Here is a 14,465-nt window from a genome sequence, read left to right as displayed (position 1 = left end):
GAAGCAATTAATTACTAGATGACAGTATTGTGAACGAATAACATTTTTTGTCTGTTTAAAACAATTCAGGAGTCAGCATGGACAAGCATCCACCGATCATCCCCACAGCCCCGTGGTTACTTCATGGTGCCGATTACAATCCGGAACAATGGTTACATGTCCCTGGGATCCTGGAGAAAGATATTGCCATGATGCAACAGGCTGGTTGTAACACCATGTCGGTGGGCATCTTTAGCTGGTCAATGCTGGAACCCACAGAGGGGGAATATCGCTTTGACTGGCTGGATGAGGTGTTGGATAAACTTCATGCTGGCGGGATCTCTGTCTTCCTGGCAACCCCGAGCGGAGCCAAACCCGCCTGGCTTGCAGCACGTTATCCAGAGGTTCTGAGAGTTAGCGCGTCACGCGAGAAAATGCTTCACGGCGGTCGCCATAATCACTGCCTTTCTTCGCCAGTGTATAAAGAAAAAGTGACGCAAATTAACCGTAAGCTGGCGCAGCGATACGCGAATCATCCGGCGGTTCTGGGATGGCATATCAGTAATGAGTATGGCGGTGAGTGTCATTGTAACGGATGCCAACAGGCGTTTCGCCATTGGTTGCAGACTCGTTACACCACTCTTGAGGCACTTAATCAGGCATGGTGGACAGGCTTCTGGAGCCATACATACAGTGACTGGTCACAAATTGAGTCACCTTCTCCATTAGGTGAGATGTCTAACCACGGCCTGAATCTTGACTGGCGACGCTTTGTCACATCGCAGGTAAAAGAATTCTATCAAATGGAAGTCGCGCCGCTAAAAGCAGAACGGCCTGAGTTACCCGCGACTACCAATTTTATGTGGTATTTCAATGATTACAACTACTGGTCATTAGCTGAGGTTGTCGATTTTGTAAGTTGGGATAGCTATCCCATGTGGCACAAACAGGAAGATGAACGCGCCGTAGCTTGTAAAACAGCGATGTATCACGATCTGATGCGTACCTTGAAAAATAAACCGTTCATTCTGATGGAATCCACCCCCAGCCAGACAAGTTGGCAGCCAACCAGCAAATTGAAAAAGCCGGGAATGAACATTCTTTCTTCTTTACAGGCCGTCGCTCATGGCGCAGATGGCGTGCACTATTTTCAGTGGCGTAAGAGTCGCGGAGCCGTGGAGAAGTTTCATGGTGCGGTGGTTGATCACGTCGGTCATCTGGAGACGCGTACCGGGCGCGAAGTTATACAGCTAGGGCAACGACTGGCACATCTTAAGCAATTGGTCGGGACGAAAACTCAGGCTAAAGTTGCCATTATTTTCGACTGGGAAAACCGCTGGGCGATTAATGATGCTGCCGGGCCGCGCAATTGCGGTATCCATTACGAACAAACGGTAGTGGATCATTACCGACCTTTCTGGGAGCAGGGGGTGGCGGTCGATATTATCAACGCTGATTGTGATCTTACGGGTTATCAATTAGTTATCGCTCCAATGCTCTATATGGTTCGCGATGGATTTGCTGATCGTGCCCGTGCCTATGTCGAAGCTGGTGGCAATTTTGTCACCACTTACTGGTCCGGGATTGTCAATGAAACTGATTTATGTCACCTGGGCGGTTTTCCTGGCCCGTTGCGTGACCTGATGGGCGTGTGGGCTGAAGAGATCGATAGCCTTAATGATTATCAGCATAACGAAGTTATCTGCGAGCCGAATGCCTATGGATTGCAAGGTAAATGGCAGGCAAGGGAATTATGTGCGGTTATTCACGCCGAAGGCGCACAGGTTCTGGCGCGCTATGGTGAGGATTTTTATGCAGGTACACCTGCGTTAACGGTAAATCACGTCGGACAGGGACGTGCTTTCTATGTGGCTTCGCGTAATGATGCGTCATTTCATCAAGCGTTTGCTGCGATGTTGATCAACTCACTTAATCTTCCAAAAGCCCTTGCGACTGAACTTCCTGTTGGCGTTATTGCAACGCGTCGGACAGACGGCAATCAGGAATGGGTTTTTGTACAAAATTACACTGCTCATGTACAAAATGTGGTGCTTCCTGGTGCATGGCGAGTGGCGGAAACAGGCAAGGCTTGTTCACAAGAATTAGAACTGGCACCCTGGGGATGCGAGGTACTGGAAAGAGAAATAATGTAAATTATTATTAATAAGATGTGAAGTATTGATCCTTGACAGCACTTTGTTCAAAAAGTAGCCATACTATTTAATTGCACTAAGGCTGCAAAGAGGAGGATCGAAGTATGTTCGTTGACAGACAGCGAAGCGATCTGCTTAATCGGTTGAACGATGCTCGAGTTGACCTCGCCGCATATGTGCGACTGAGGAAGGCCAAAGGATACATGTCCGTCAGCGAAAGCAATCATCTACGAGATAACTTTTTTAAACTGAATCGCGAACTGCACGATAAATCGCTGCGGTTGAATCTTCACCTGGATCAGGAAGAGTGGAATGCTCTTCATCATGCTGAAGAAGCATTAGCGACAGCCGCAGTATGTTTGATGAGTGGGTATCATGATTGCCCAACTTTTATTACCGTCAACGCCGATAAGCTTGAAAATTGTCTGATGAGCTTAACGCTGAGTATCCAGAGCCTGGAGAAGCACGCCATGCTTGAGCAGGCCTGAAAGCTAAGGGGGAGAAGGCGTCTCCCCCTTCATATTTAAGTTTATGTAAAAATAAATTTGTCACGCCCCTGACTGACTACGCTTTAAGCCAGAGTCAATCCGGAGGTGTTATGTATCGACAATCCTTTTACTTTGTGCCCCTTCTCTGTATTCCTTCCGCTCTTTGGGCGGCACCCGAAACGGTAAATGTCGAAGTACTGCAGGATAAACTCGACCATCCGTGGGCGCTGGCCTTCTTACCGGATAATCACGGCATGTTAATCACCCTGCGCGGCGGCGAGTTACGCCACTGGCAAGCAGGAAAAGGATTATCTGCGCCGCTTGCCGGTGTGCCGGAAGTCTGGGCGCACGGGCAGGGCGGTTTGCTGGATGTGGCATTAGCGCCTGATTTTGCCCAGTCGCGCCGTATCTGGTTAAGTTTTTCTGAAGTCGGTGATGATGGTAAAGCCGGAACTGCCGTAGGTTATGGCCGCTTAACTGATGACCTCGCAAAAGTGACGGACTTCCGCACCGTTTTTCGCCAGACGCCAAAACTTTCTACCGGTAATCATTTTGGCGGGCGGCTGGTATTCGATGGTAAAGGCTATCTGTATATTGGTCTGGGTGAAAACAATCAGCGCCCGACGGCGCAGGATCTGGATAAATTGCAGGGTAAATTAGTGCGCCTGACCGACCAGGGCGAGATCCCGGATGATAATCCCTTTGTGGAGGAGTCTGGTGTGCGAGCCGGGATCTGGTCTTATGGCATTCGTAACCCGCAAGGGATGGCGATGAATCCGTGGAGTAATACGCTGTGGTTGAATGAACACGGTCCGCGCGGCGGCGATGAAATTAATATCCCGGAAAAAGGTAAAAACTACGGTTGGCCGCTGGCAACCTGGGGGATGAATTACTCAGGTTTTAAAATACCGGAAGCGAAAGGGGAAATCGTCGCCGGGACTGAACAACCCATTTTTTACTGGAAGGATTCACCGGCGGTGAGCGGCATGGCCTTCTATAACAGCGACAAATTCCCCCAGTGGCGGCAAAAATTATTTATTGGCGCGCTGAAAGATAAAAATGTCATCGTGATGAGCGTTAAAGGCAACAAGGTGGCAGAAGATGGTCGCATATTAACGGACAGGAGGCAGCGAATTCGTGATGTTCGCAGCGGACCCGACGGTTATTTATACGTTCTGACCGACGAGTCCAATGGAGAATTACTCAAAGTTAGCCCACGCAATAATTAGCTAACAGGGATCATCACAACTTTACGCACCGCGGGGCGTTCGGTGAGTTGCTGATACCAGCGTTGCAGATTCGGACGTGGTGTCCAGGTCAGGCCAACGTTAAACAAATTGTAGATAAACGGCGCGATGGCAATGTCGCCCACACCAAATGCATCGCCGGAGAACCATTTCACTTTCGCCAACTCTGCATCGAGAAGGGCAAACAGGGCGTCGCATTCCTTGCAACTGGCGTCAATGGCGGCCTGATCGCGCTCTTCCGGTGGCGTTCTGACCAATCCCATCAGGATCCCTCGATGGGCATTACTGAGCGTCTGGTTTGCCCAGTCCATCCACTTTTCGGCTTCTGCGCGGCGTGCCGGTGAGTCGATCCATAAACGGTTTTGCCCGTACTGTGCTGCAAGGTAGCGGACAATGGCGTTTGATTCCCAAAGAATTAAATTACTTTCGTCGTCACGCAACAGCGGCACCAGCCCGTTAGGATTCATCGCCAGAAAATCGGCGTCATGGTTTACCCCAAACTCACGACCCGCCAAAATTTGCTCATAAGGTAGTTCCAGTTCTTCGAGCGTCAGCAACACTTTTTTAACGTTGGTTGAATTATTCCGACCCCACAGCGTAATCATAGTCACCCCTTTTATACAGGCAGCCACAGGCTGAACAGGATTCCGATGGTGAAGTAAAGTTAACTTTTAAGCAACAGTGAGTAAAAAAATGACACCAGAAGCAGCGAAGCGGCAGGATATTGCATAAACTTTAAAAACTTTACCAATTTACGGTTTCTTTAAGCTTGTGTGTGCGTTATTAATCACCGAACTTATCATACGGCGATATAACGTATTTTTTTTGAATGGATACTCGGGTGGCATTTATGACGCAATACTCCTCTTTCCTTCGTGGTCTTGCAGCGGGTTCTGCATTTTTATTCCTTTTTGCCCCAACGGCATTTGCGGCGGAACAGACCGTTGAAGCGCCGAGCGTGGATGCGCGTGCATGGATTTTAATGGATTATGCCAGCGGCAAAGTGCTGGCAGAAGGCAATGCGGATGAGAAACTGGACCCCGCAAGCCTGACTAAAATCATGACCAGCTATGTGGTTGGACAGGCACTTAAGGCCGATAAGATCAAACTCACCGATATGGTGACGGTCGGTAAAGATGCCTGGGCAACGGGCAATCCAGCGCTGCGCGGTTCATCGGTCATGTTTCTTAAACCGGGCGATCAGGTCTCTGTGGCGGATTTGAATAAAGGTGTGATCATTCAGTCCGGTAATGATGCCTGTATTGCACTGGCAGATTATGTTGCGGGCAGCCAGGAGTCATTTATTGGTTTGATGAATGGTTATGCGAAGAAACTGGGCCTGACCAACACCACCTTCCAGACGGTACACGGCCTGGATGCACCGGGGCAGTTTAGTACCGCGCGCGATATGGCATTGCTGGGTAAAGCGTTAATTCACGATGTACCGGAAGAGTATGCCATTCATAAAGAGAAAGAGTTTACCTTTAACAAAATTCGCCAACCTAACCGTAATCGCCTGTTGTGGAGCAGTAACGTTAATGTTGATGGTATGAAGACCGGAACCACGGCAGGTGCGGGATACAATCTGGTCGCTTCGGCTACCCAGGGTGATATGCGTTTGATCTCTGTGGTGCTGGGGGCGAAAACTGACCGTATCCGTTTTAATGAGTCTGAGAAATTACTGACCTGGGGTTTCCGCTTCTTTGAAACCGTGACACCAATTAAACCTGATGCCACCTTTGTGACTCAGCGGGTTTGGTTTGGTGATAAGAGCGAAGTGAATCTCGGTGCCGGTGAAGGGGGATCGGTGACCATCCCTCGTGGGCAATTGAAAAACCTGAAAGCCAGTTACACGTTAACGGAACCGCAGCTTACCGCACCGCTGAAAAAAGGTCAGGTCGTCGGCACTATTGATTTCCAGCTTAACGGCAAGTCGATTGAACAGCGTCCGCTGATCGTGATGGAAAATGTGGAAGAGGGCGGATTCTTTGGTCGGATGTGGGACTTCGTAATGATGAAATTCCATCAGTGGTTCGGCGGCTGGTTCTCTTAATCTTCTGATGACCGGATGACGCGTTAACGTCATCCGGTTATGCATCATCAATACATCAACTTAATATGCTGCGTCTGTGCGTACTTCACATACTCATCTTCCGGGCAACGATCGCTTACCACAATATCAAATCGTTTCAGGTCACTCATGCGTGCCGGGCGTACCTTGCCAAACTTACTGTGGTCGACAACCAGCACATGCTTTTGCGCCATCGACATGGCCCAGTGTTTTACCGGCAACTCTTCAAGATTAAAACAGGTAGCACCTTTACTGATATGCACTCCGGCTGCGGAATAAAAAGCGATATCTGGACAGAAATTATTCAACGTCAATTGAAAATCGACGGGTTTAAAAATGGCGTTACTGGCATGAAATTCACCGCCGCAAAGAAACACCCGGCAATGGGGTTTCTCTTTCAGTGCCAGAAAGGTATTTAGTGAATAACAAACGGCGGTGAAAGGGATTTCATTATCTATCGCTTCAATAATCCACGGCGTGGTAGTGCCACAGTCAAAAAAGAGGGTCTGATCGGGTTCTACCAGCGTCGCAGCCAGTTTTGCCGCCCGGCGTTTTTCTTCCACCAGACGGGATTTTTGATCGCTTAACAGGTAATGGCTGGCACTGCGCGGTTCCAGAACGATATAACCGCCGAGTAATACGACGGGGGCGCTGTTGTTATTCAAATCGCGGCGAATCGTCATCTCTGAAACCCCGAGCAGGGTGGCGGCGTCCTTCAGATGTAACTTATCGCTGCGTTTTAATTCTTGCAGTAATTGCCCGATACGCTCTTCGCGACGTGTTTCCATAATCCCTCTGAATTGTTATTGAAGCGAGCCGCCTGATATTACACTTTTTATCCGAAATCAGCCACGCACCCAGCCTTTACGTATTGGTAAGGCGAAACAGATGCGATACCACAATTGCAGCCGCTGGTAGAGCCTGGATCCCACAGCTTGCCAGATAATCTGGGCGCTAAGGCAACCAATCATTCCCGCCAACAATCCACCAAGCATGTCCAGCGGCCAGTGAACACCGAGATAAACGCGCGACCAGGCAATAACTACCGCCAGTACCATGAGGATTGCTCCTGACCACAAACGATGCCAGCATAAAAATGCCAGCGCAAAGGTAAATATCACCGTGCCATGATCGCTCGGGAAAGAGTCATCTGCTGCATGATGCAGGAAGTTATAGCCGACATTCTCGACAAATGGACGGTCATGCGGAAACAGATGGCCCATCGTCCAGGAAACAAACAGACTGACCGCTAGCGCGATGGCGATTTTTATCACCAGTTGTCGTTGCGCCGTAAATCCCCATAGCCAAAGCACCGTAGCCAACAATGGCACCACGGTAATTAAATCTTTGGCAATAAAAATTGCTAACGAAATCATCCATGCGGATGAGTCTGGCGTCGCATTAATAAGAGAGAATAATGAATAATTCAGATTTTCCAGCATAACTTTCAGACTCAAAAGGTGATTAGTGGGCAGCCATCAGGCAAGTCGATGAGAATAAATCGCTTGTTAAACAGGGTAAAGCGGCATCGTCTTATTTACCTCAACCGGATTGGCTTACAGCAGAGAATGGTAACGCGAAGAAATTAAATAAAGCTTAAAGAAAGGGGGGCTATACTCGGAATAACGTAAGAATGTGCTTAACCGTGGTTTCAGCTACAAAATTTGCTTTCTCGTTTGCCACGCTTTTATTAAAATTTGCGCGATTATTATTGGCGAAGAAATTGCATGCAAAATAAATTAGCAACAGGTGCCAGACTTGGGCGTCAGGCATTACTTTTCCCCCTCTGTCTGGTGCTCTACGAATTCTCGACCTATATCGGCAACGATATGATTCAACCCGGTATGCTCGCCGTGGTGGAGCAGTATCAGGCGGGTATTGACTGGGTTCCTACTTCGATGACCGCTTACCTGGCGGGAGGGATGTTTTTACAGTGGCTGTTAGGACCACTGTCGGATCGTATTGGTCGCCGTCCGGTAATGTTAGCTGGCGTGGTGTGGTTCATAATCACCTGCCTGGCGATATTACTGGCGCAAAACATTGAACAATTCACGCTGTTGCGCTTTCTACAGGGGATAAGCCTCTGTTTCATTGGCGCTGTGGGTTACGCCGCGATTCAGGAATCTTTTGAAGAGGCGGTTTGTATCAAGATCACCGCGCTGATGGCGAATGTGGCGCTGATTGCTCCGTTACTCGGGCCATTGGTGGGTGCCGCGTGGATTCATGTGTTGCCCTGGGAAGGGATGTTTGTGTTGTTTGCTGCATTGGCGGCGATCTCCTTCTTCGGTCTGCAACGTGCGATGCCAGAAACGGCTACGCGCATTGGCGAGAAACTGTCGCTGAAAGAGCTTGGTCGAGACTATAAGCTGGTACTGAAGAACAGCCGCTTTGTTGCAGGAGCGCTGGCGCTGGGATTTGTCAGTCTGCCGTTACTGGCGTGGATTGCCCAGTCACCGATTATCATCATCACCGGTGAACAGTTGAGTAGCTATGAATATGGTTTGCTGCAAGTGCCCATTTTCGGCGCGTTAATTGCGGGTAATTTGCTGCTGGCACGTCTGACCTCGCGCCGTACCGTACGTTCGCTGATTATTATGGGGGGCTGGCCGATTATGATTGGTCTGCTGGTCGCCGCAGCGGCCACGGTCATCTCATCGCACGCGTATTTATGGATGACCGCCGGGTTAAGTATTTATGCTTTTGGTATTGGTCTGGCGAATGCAGGGCTGGTGCGTTTAACGTTGTTCGCCAGTGATATGAGTAAAGGGACGGTATCGGCGGCGATGGGGATGTTGCAAATGTTGATCTTTACCGTAGGTATTGAGATCAGTAAACATGCCTGGCTGAATGGCGGTAATGGATTGTTTAATCTGTTTAATCTTGCCAACGGAGTTTTGTGGCTGCTGCTGATGTTTATCTTTTTAAAAGATAAACAAACAGGAAATTCTAACGACGGATAAGAAAATGCCTGGTTGTTTTATACAATCAGGCATTCAGGGATTAGTGGTGATGGTCGTCGATCTGATGTTCGATTACCATCCCTTCGCCTACGCTGGCAAGGTGACGGACATATGGATGTGCACGGTAAGCCGGAGCTGGCGTAGGGGCCACGTATACGGTTTGCGGCACGCTGGCAACGCTGACGGCTTGCGGAACGCTGACTGAATCAGGGACCACCACCACTTTGTATCCACTCGGCACATCAACGGTGACACTTTGCGCCATTGCCACACCAGTAAAACTCAACAGAAACGCGCCCAGCAGTACACATTTTTTCATCATCATTTCGCCTGAAATAATCCAGAAGGGTAATTTCCGCGGATTATGCATCCTTCATTCAGGCATTGTGTTGCCGGGCGTGCTGCCGTTTTATTGATTAAATGGCGCTTCGTGTTTAAGAACTTTATCGATAATGTCCAGTACGCCTTCATGGTTATTGGAGCCTGCACGGTATTTCGCCGCCGCTACGACTGCGTTGCCAGCATTTTCCATTGCAAAGCTAAAGCCCGCCTGACGCAGCATCTCAATATCATTACCGCCATCGCCAAAAACCACCACTTCGCTGTCGTCTATGCCCCATAATTTCTGGAGTTGACGCAGGCCATTGGCTTTATGTACGCCGGGGATAATCAAATCGATACTACCGTTGCCGGTATGGACTGGCACCATAATATCGCCAATAGAATCATGTAACTCTTTTTGCACTTGCGGAATCAGTTCGTCAGAGAGATTTAACCCAAACTTGAAGAAGATATCGTCGATATTGTCAAAGTTATCGACATATTCCAGGCGATGATAGTACATCTCCGCCACGGCCTTCATTTCGGCGTCATACTTTTTCAGGGTATAGGCGCTATTTTTTCCACAGGCAATAATTTCCACCTCCGGGCGCGTCAGTAAATGCTCCACAATAGTGGAAAATGCGTCCTTCGACAGTTCGCCATTAAAAACATCTTTGCCTTCGTTCACCACCCAGCCGCCGTTTTCCGCCACAAAGGCAATTTCATTGGCAATTTCGGGAAAGAACGAAATTAACTGATAATATTGATTTCCACTGGCGACCACAAAGCGAATACCTTGTGCTTTCATCTGCTGATACTGGGCCATAAACCGCTCACGGTTATAGGTTTTTTGATCGCTTAAGAAAGTACCGTCCATATCTACCGCAATTAATTTAATGCCCATCAACTATTCTCCATCGCAGTTTGCGTTTTTGTATCGGGTTTGGCGACGGCTTTAGCGACAATAGCCGCAAGAATAACCAGCGCCAGCACAACCAGCATTGCACTACGTAATCCATAATGTTCTCCGAGATAGCCCAGCAGTGGCGGCCCGACGAGGAATGCCAGATAACCCGTCGTTGCCACTACGCTGACGCGGGTCGGCGCATCGGGGCCGGTATCGCTGGCGGCAGAAATGGTTAGTGGGAAGCCCAGAGAAGCGCCCAATCCCCAAAGCACAACAGACACCCCAGCGACCCATGCGCTATCGACAAAAATAATCAGTCCGATACCCAACGCACCCATCAAGGCACTGGCACGTACTACGGCAACGCGGCTGTAACGGTCGATGAACCAGCCACCGGTGAAGCGTCCAACGGTCATCCCCAATGTGAAACCGGCATAAATCAGTGAGCCTGACGTTGGACTAAAACCGTGGCCATCAACCATTAATAAGGGTAACCAATCGTTGGCAGAGCCTTCTGCAAAAGCCATTGCCAGTACTACGACACCAATCAACAGCAACTGGATGTCACGGTAAAAAGGCACACCTTTTTCGTCATGCTGCGAGCCATCGGCAGCGTTTTTGCCCGTACCGCCAGGGATTGCCTTAATAGCAATATAAATAGGTGCGATGCCCGCCAGTGCCGCCAACAAAATATGTACAGTTGCCGGAACACCAAAGGCTGTCAACGCCATCCCGACACCAGCGCCTGCCAGCGTGCCCAGGCTATAAAAGCCGTGCATCATAGGCAAAACCGTTTTATTCATTTCTCGCTCAACGGCTGCGCCTTCAACGTTTATCGCCACTTCAGCGGAACCAAAACTGGCCCCAAAGACACCAAGACCAACGGCAAAGAGGACGGGGGATGTCAGCCAGAGCGCCAGACTTAATATCATCATCCCGATCAAAGCGCAGGACATAGTGACCAGAATGACATTACGCGTCCCAAAGCGTTTCACTAACCACGCCGAGCAGAGGATACCGCTCATCGAACCTATCGACAGGCCAAAGAGTACACCGCCCATTTCAGCGATAGAGACAGAGAGAATATCCCGAATTGCTGGCGTGCGGGTGGCCCAGGAAGCCATTAGCAGTCCTGGCAAAAAGAAGAACATAAACAACGCCCAGGTACGGCGTTTCAAGGCATTACGTGAAGAATTTACTGTCATAGATCACGTCAAAAAAAGAAGAGGGAAGACAACCTTAGCAAGGTTGTGTACATTTGTACACAATTGCAGAGAGAGGGTAAAAATATGCGCCGCGCTAATGATCCCCAACGGCGAGAAAAAATCATTCAGGCCACGCTGGAGGCAGTGAAACTTTACGGGATACATGCCGTTACGCACCGTAAAATCGCCACCCTCGCCGGAGTGCCGTTAGGATCAATGACCTACTATTTTTCAGGAATTGATGAGTTGTTGCTGGAAGCGTTTAGCCGTTTTACGCAGACGATGTCGCGGCAATATCAGGCTTTTTTTGATGATGTCAATGACGCCCCCAGCGCCTGCCAGGCCATAACAGACATGATCTACAGCTCGCAGGTCGCAACGCCGGATAACATGGAACTGATGTACCAGCTCTACGCATTGGCCAGCCGAAAACCGCTATTAAAAACGGTGATGCAAAACTGGATGCAGCGTAGTCAGCAAACGCTTGAACAATGGTTTGAACCGGAAACTGCCCGGGCGCTGGATGCTTTTATTGAAGGGATGAGTCTGCATTTTGTCACCGACCGTAAGCCGCTATCGCATGAGGAGATTTTGAGGATGGTGGAGCGAGTGGCAGGGCTGGAGATAAATTTCAGGCAACAAAAAACCCATCAACCTTGAACCTAAATGGCGGGGTTGATGGGCTCCACAAAATGGGGACATCAAAGAAAAGCAGTGGCACTAATTAAGACTGATACCCTGAAGAAAAGTTCTGCGGTTGTACAAAAAAATTTCATTTTTAGGGCAACTTCAGTTTTATCCGAGTCCGGGCCATACCATCACAATGATTGTCCCTGCCAGTGTCAGCAGTACGTTAGCTATTGCATAAGTGCCCGCATAGCCCAGCGCCGGGATGTTACTGCGGGCTGTATCACTGATGATCTCCATTGCCGGTGCGCAGGTTCGTGCGCCCATCATTGCGCCGAATAACAGTGCGCGGTTCATACGCAATACGTAAGCACCGAACAGGAAGCAGATAACAACGGGCACCAGACTGACAATCAATCCGGCAATCAACATCTGACCGCCAATCGCGCCCAGGCCGTTATTGATGCCGCTACCGGCGCTTAAACCAACACCCGCCATAAACACCATCAAACCAAACTCTTTCACCATACTTAACGCACCCTGCGGAATATAGCCGAAGGTCGGGTGGTTAGCGCGCATAAAGCCCAGCATAATGCCAGCGAATAACAATCCGGCAGCGTTACCCATGCCAAAACTGAAAGTGCTGAACTGGAAGGTAATCATCCCGATCATCAGGCCTATAACAAAGAATGCGCAGAATGCCAGCAAGTCGGTGACCTGGCTGTGAATCGAAATAAAGCCGATACGGTCAGCGATGGTCTTCACACGGCGGGCATCGCCGCTCACCTGCAAAACGTCACCTTTGTTAAGCACTACGTTATCGTCAATTGGCATCTCGATCTGACTGCGGATCACGCGGTTAAGGAAGCAACCGTGATCGGTCAACTTCAATTGCGCCAGACGTTTACCGACGGCGTTATGGTTTTTGACGACCACCTCTTCAGTGACAATACGCATGTCGAGAAGGTCACGATCAAAAACTTCTTTACCGTTACGGAAGCTGGGATCGAGTCGGGCGTGGGCATCGGGATATCCTACCAACGCTATTTCATCGCCCATTTGCAACACGGCGTCACCATCCGGATTTGCCAGAATCCCGTTACGACGGATACGTTCAATGTAGCAACCGGTCTGTCGATAAATACCCAATTCACGCAAGTTCTTGCCGTCGGCCCAGGCGACCAGTTCCGGTCCGACTCGGTAAGCGCGAATCACCGGCAGATAGACTTTGCGGCTGGCGTCGGTGTCCAGACCTCGCTCACGAGCGATTTGCTGGGCGCTGGTCTGTAAGTCCTGATGCTGTAACTTGGGCAGGTAACGCGCTCCGACAATCAGGCTCACCAGACCGATCAAATAGGTTAATGCATACCCAAGGCTTAAATTATCCAGTGCCGCGGAGAGCTGCCCGCTTTCTATACCAGAGTGGCGTAACGTATCGCCCGCACCGACCAGAACCGGCGTCGATGTCATGGAGCCAGCCAACATACCGGCCGTCAGGCCAATGTCCCAGCCAAACAGCTTACCCAAACCTAAGGCGATCAACAGCGCACTACCGACCATTACCAGCGCTAACATTAGGTAATTTTTCCCATCGCGGAAAAAAATGGAAAAAAAGTTGGGTCCGGCTTCGACCCCGACGCAGAAAATAAACAGCATAAAGCCAAGATTAAGCGCGTCGGTGTTAATACTGAAATGTTGTTGACCTAATAATAGCGATACGACTAAAACGCCAATGGAATTACCCAGTTGGATTGAACCAAGTCGTAATTTTCCGAGACATAGCCCAAGCGCGAGGACCACGAATAATAACAGAATGTAATTCCCATTTAACAATTCGGCGACGTTTATATTCACGGAGACTAACTTCTTGTTTACGAGTAAGCTGTTGAAAGAAATGGTAATTTAAGATAATGTTTTTACCTGAATTCAGGGCGCAGATTCATTCAGCGCACTTAATCAATAGTAAAGTAACAATATATTTTACTAGTGTAATCACATTAGATACCAACGGCTATAAGAATTGTGTTGGCCTATATTAGCATGGAATGCGAAGCGGCTTTATCTTACTGAGCGCCACACTGGCGAAAAATGTGTTCGATAGAGGCAGTGTCAGGAGGAAGATGTGAAACATAAACAACGTTGGGCGGGGGCAGTCTGCTGTTTTGTCCTCTTCATTGTGGTGTGCCTTTTCCTGGCGACGCATATGAAGGGCGCTTTTCGGGCTGCCGGGCATCCTGAAATCGGCTTACTGTTTTTCATTCTTCCTGGAGCTGTCGCCAGTTTTTTTTCGCAGCGTAGAGAAGTCCTTAAACCCCTGTTTGGCGCAATGCTGGCAGCACCGTGTTCTATGTTAATTATGCGCCTGTTTTTTTCACCAACACGCTCATTCTGGCAAGAGCTGGCATGGTTATTGAGTGCTGTCTTCTGGTGTGCGCTGGGGGCGTTGTGTTTCTTGTTTATCAGTAGCTTGTTCAAGCCACAACACAGAAAAAATCAATAAAGCCCTC

Annotated in this window: 14 protein-coding genes; 7 read left to right on the top strand and 7 right to left on the bottom strand. The window is 49.3% G+C overall.

Annotated elements, in window-relative coordinates; genetic code table 11:
* Nucleotides 1–77 precede the first annotated feature (77 nt).
* The 3 genes from A9587_RS04035 to A9587_RS04025 all read left to right on the top strand — a co-directional run bounded on the left by A9587_RS04035 (nt 78) and on the right by A9587_RS04025 (nt 3,849).
* Nucleotides 78–2,132: a beta-galactosidase gene (locus A9587_RS04035; RefSeq protein WP_061090916.1), complete on the top strand. Its 2,055-nt coding sequence runs from the start codon at nt 78–80 to the stop codon at nt 2,130–2,132.
* 104 nt (nt 2,133–2,236) lie between these two features.
* A complete protein-coding gene (bssR, locus tag A9587_RS04030) occupies nt 2,237–2,620 on the top strand; it encodes a biofilm formation regulator BssR (RefSeq protein ID WP_000497146.1) in 384 nt (127 codons plus the stop codon).
* A 110-nt stretch (nt 2,621–2,730) separates the two neighbouring features.
* A complete protein-coding gene (locus tag A9587_RS04025; protein ID WP_105263397.1) occupies nt 2,731–3,849 on the top strand; it encodes a PQQ-dependent sugar dehydrogenase in 1,119 nt (372 codons plus the stop codon).
* On the opposite strand, the gene gstB is transcribed toward A9587_RS04025, so the two are convergent.
* Nucleotides 3,846–4,472 (bottom strand): glutathione S-transferase GstB, encoded by a 627-nt coding sequence (gstB, locus tag A9587_RS04020; RefSeq protein WP_010379678.1) that lies wholly within the window; start codon nt 4,470–4,472, stop codon nt 3,846–3,848. The genes A9587_RS04025 and gstB overlap by 4 nt on opposite strands.
* Nucleotides 4,473–4,717: 245 nt before the next feature.
* Here gstB and dacC point away from each other — a divergent pair, with 245 nt between their 5' ends.
* Nucleotides 4,718–5,920, top strand: coding sequence for a serine-type D-Ala-D-Ala carboxypeptidase (dacC, locus tag A9587_RS04015; protein ID WP_001516066.1), 1,203 nt, complete (start codon nt 4,718–4,720; stop codon nt 5,918–5,920).
* Nucleotides 5,921–5,967: 47 nt separating this feature from the next.
* Here the strand turns inward: dacC and deoR are convergent, their stop codons facing one another.
* Nucleotides 5,968–6,726 carry a DNA-binding transcriptional repressor DeoR gene (deoR, locus tag A9587_RS04010; protein WP_000450142.1) on the bottom strand — a complete coding sequence of 253 codons (759 nt, stop codon included), beginning with the start codon at nt 6,724–6,726 and terminating at the stop codon, nt 5,968–5,970.
* A 57-nt stretch (nt 6,727–6,783) separates the two neighbouring features.
* Nucleotides 6,784–7,380, bottom strand: a complete 597-nt coding sequence (gene ybjG, locus A9587_RS04005) for an undecaprenyl-diphosphate phosphatase (RefSeq protein WP_000892326.1) — start codon at nt 7,378–7,380, stop codon at nt 6,784–6,786.
* 285 nt (nt 7,381–7,665) lie between these two features.
* Between ybjG and mdfA the strand changes: the two genes are divergently transcribed.
* The gene (mdfA, locus tag A9587_RS04000) at nt 7,666–8,898 is read left to right on the top strand and encodes a multidrug efflux MFS transporter MdfA (RefSeq protein ID WP_001516067.1); all 1,233 of its coding nucleotides are present in this window, start codon (nt 7,666–7,668) and stop codon (nt 8,896–8,898) included.
* A gap of 40 nt (nt 8,899–8,938) precedes the next feature.
* On the opposite strand, the gene ybjH is transcribed toward mdfA, so the two are convergent.
* From ybjH to A9587_RS03985, 3 genes are all read right to left on the bottom strand, one after another.
* Nucleotides 8,939–9,223 (bottom strand): protein YbjH, encoded by a 285-nt coding sequence (ybjH, locus tag A9587_RS03995; RefSeq protein WP_010379680.1) that lies wholly within the window; start codon nt 9,221–9,223, stop codon nt 8,939–8,941.
* Between the two features lie 84 nt (nt 9,224–9,307).
* The gene (locus tag A9587_RS03990) at nt 9,308–10,123 is read right to left on the bottom strand and encodes a Cof-type HAD-IIB family hydrolase (protein WP_001516070.1); all 816 of its coding nucleotides are present in this window, start codon (nt 10,121–10,123) and stop codon (nt 9,308–9,310) included.
* Nucleotides 10,123–11,331, bottom strand: a complete 1,209-nt coding sequence (locus A9587_RS03985; RefSeq protein WP_010379705.1) for an MFS transporter — start codon at nt 11,329–11,331, stop codon at nt 10,123–10,125. Before A9587_RS03985 ends, A9587_RS03990 begins: the two co-directional genes overlap by 1 nt.
* Before the next feature lie 84 nt (nt 11,332–11,415).
* Here A9587_RS03985 and rcdA point away from each other — a divergent pair, with 84 nt between their 5' ends.
* On the top strand, nt 11,416–11,991 hold the full coding sequence (gene rcdA / locus A9587_RS03980) for a DNA-binding transcriptional regulator RcdA (protein WP_001516071.1): 576 nt from the start codon (nt 11,416–11,418) through the stop codon (nt 11,989–11,991).
* Nucleotides 11,992–12,126: 135 nt separating this feature from the next.
* On the opposite strand, the gene A9587_RS03975 is transcribed toward rcdA, so the two are convergent.
* On the bottom strand, nt 12,127–13,812 hold the full coding sequence (locus tag A9587_RS03975) for an aspartate:alanine antiporter (RefSeq protein ID WP_001024862.1): 1,686 nt from the start codon (nt 13,810–13,812) through the stop codon (nt 12,127–12,129).
* Between the two features lie 268 nt (nt 13,813–14,080).
* Here A9587_RS03975 and A9587_RS03970 point away from each other — a divergent pair, with 268 nt between their 5' ends.
* Nucleotides 14,081–14,458, top strand: a complete 378-nt coding sequence (locus tag A9587_RS03970) for an inner membrane protein YbjM (protein ID WP_000681115.1) — start codon at nt 14,081–14,083, stop codon at nt 14,456–14,458.
* The last annotated feature ends 7 nt before the right edge of the window (nt 14,459–14,465 follow it).

The sequence above is a fragment of the Escherichia sp. MOD1-EC6162 genome (assembly GCF_002965125.1).
Lineage (GTDB): Bacteria > Pseudomonadota > Gammaproteobacteria > Enterobacterales > Enterobacteriaceae > Escherichia > Escherichia marmotae.
The sequence above is the reverse complement of the archived record's forward strand: the minus strand, read 5'-3'. Positions and strand labels throughout refer to the sequence as shown.

Bases quoted from the DNA above. Each gene is read 5' to 3' on its own strand.
- ybjH (WP_010379680.1), bottom strand. From the start codon at position 9,223: ATGATGATGAAAAAATGTGTACTGCTGGGCGCGTTTCTGTTGAGTTTT.
- A9587_RS04025 (WP_105263397.1), top strand. From the start codon at position 2,731: ATGTATCGACAATCCTTTTACTTTGTGCCCCTTCTCTGTATTCCTTCC.
- A9587_RS03985 (WP_010379705.1), bottom strand. From the start codon at position 11,331: ATGACAGTAAATTCTTCACGTAATGCCTTGAAACGCCGTACCTGGGCG.
- bssR (WP_000497146.1), top strand. From the start codon at position 2,237: ATGTTCGTTGACAGACAGCGAAGCGATCTGCTTAATCGGTTGAACGAT.
- dacC (WP_001516066.1), top strand. From the start codon at position 4,718: ATGACGCAATACTCCTCTTTCCTTCGTGGTCTTGCAGCGGGTTCTGCA.
- ybjG (WP_000892326.1), bottom strand. From the start codon at position 7,380: ATGCTGGAAAATCTGAATTATTCATTATTCTCTCTTATTAATGCGACG.
- A9587_RS03990 (WP_001516070.1), bottom strand. From the start codon at position 10,123: ATGGGCATTAAATTAATTGCGGTAGATATGGACGGTACTTTCTTAAGC.
- A9587_RS04035 (WP_061090916.1), top strand. From the start codon at position 78: ATGGACAAGCATCCACCGATCATCCCCACAGCCCCGTGGTTACTTCAT.
- gstB (WP_010379678.1), bottom strand. From the start codon at position 4,472: ATGATTACGCTGTGGGGTCGGAATAATTCAACCAACGTTAAAAAAGTG.
- rcdA (WP_001516071.1), top strand. From the start codon at position 11,416: ATGCGCCGCGCTAATGATCCCCAACGGCGAGAAAAAATCATTCAGGCC.
- mdfA (WP_001516067.1), top strand. From the start codon at position 7,666: ATGCAAAATAAATTAGCAACAGGTGCCAGACTTGGGCGTCAGGCATTA.
- deoR (WP_000450142.1), bottom strand. From the start codon at position 6,726: ATGGAAACACGTCGCGAAGAGCGTATCGGGCAATTACTGCAAGAATTA.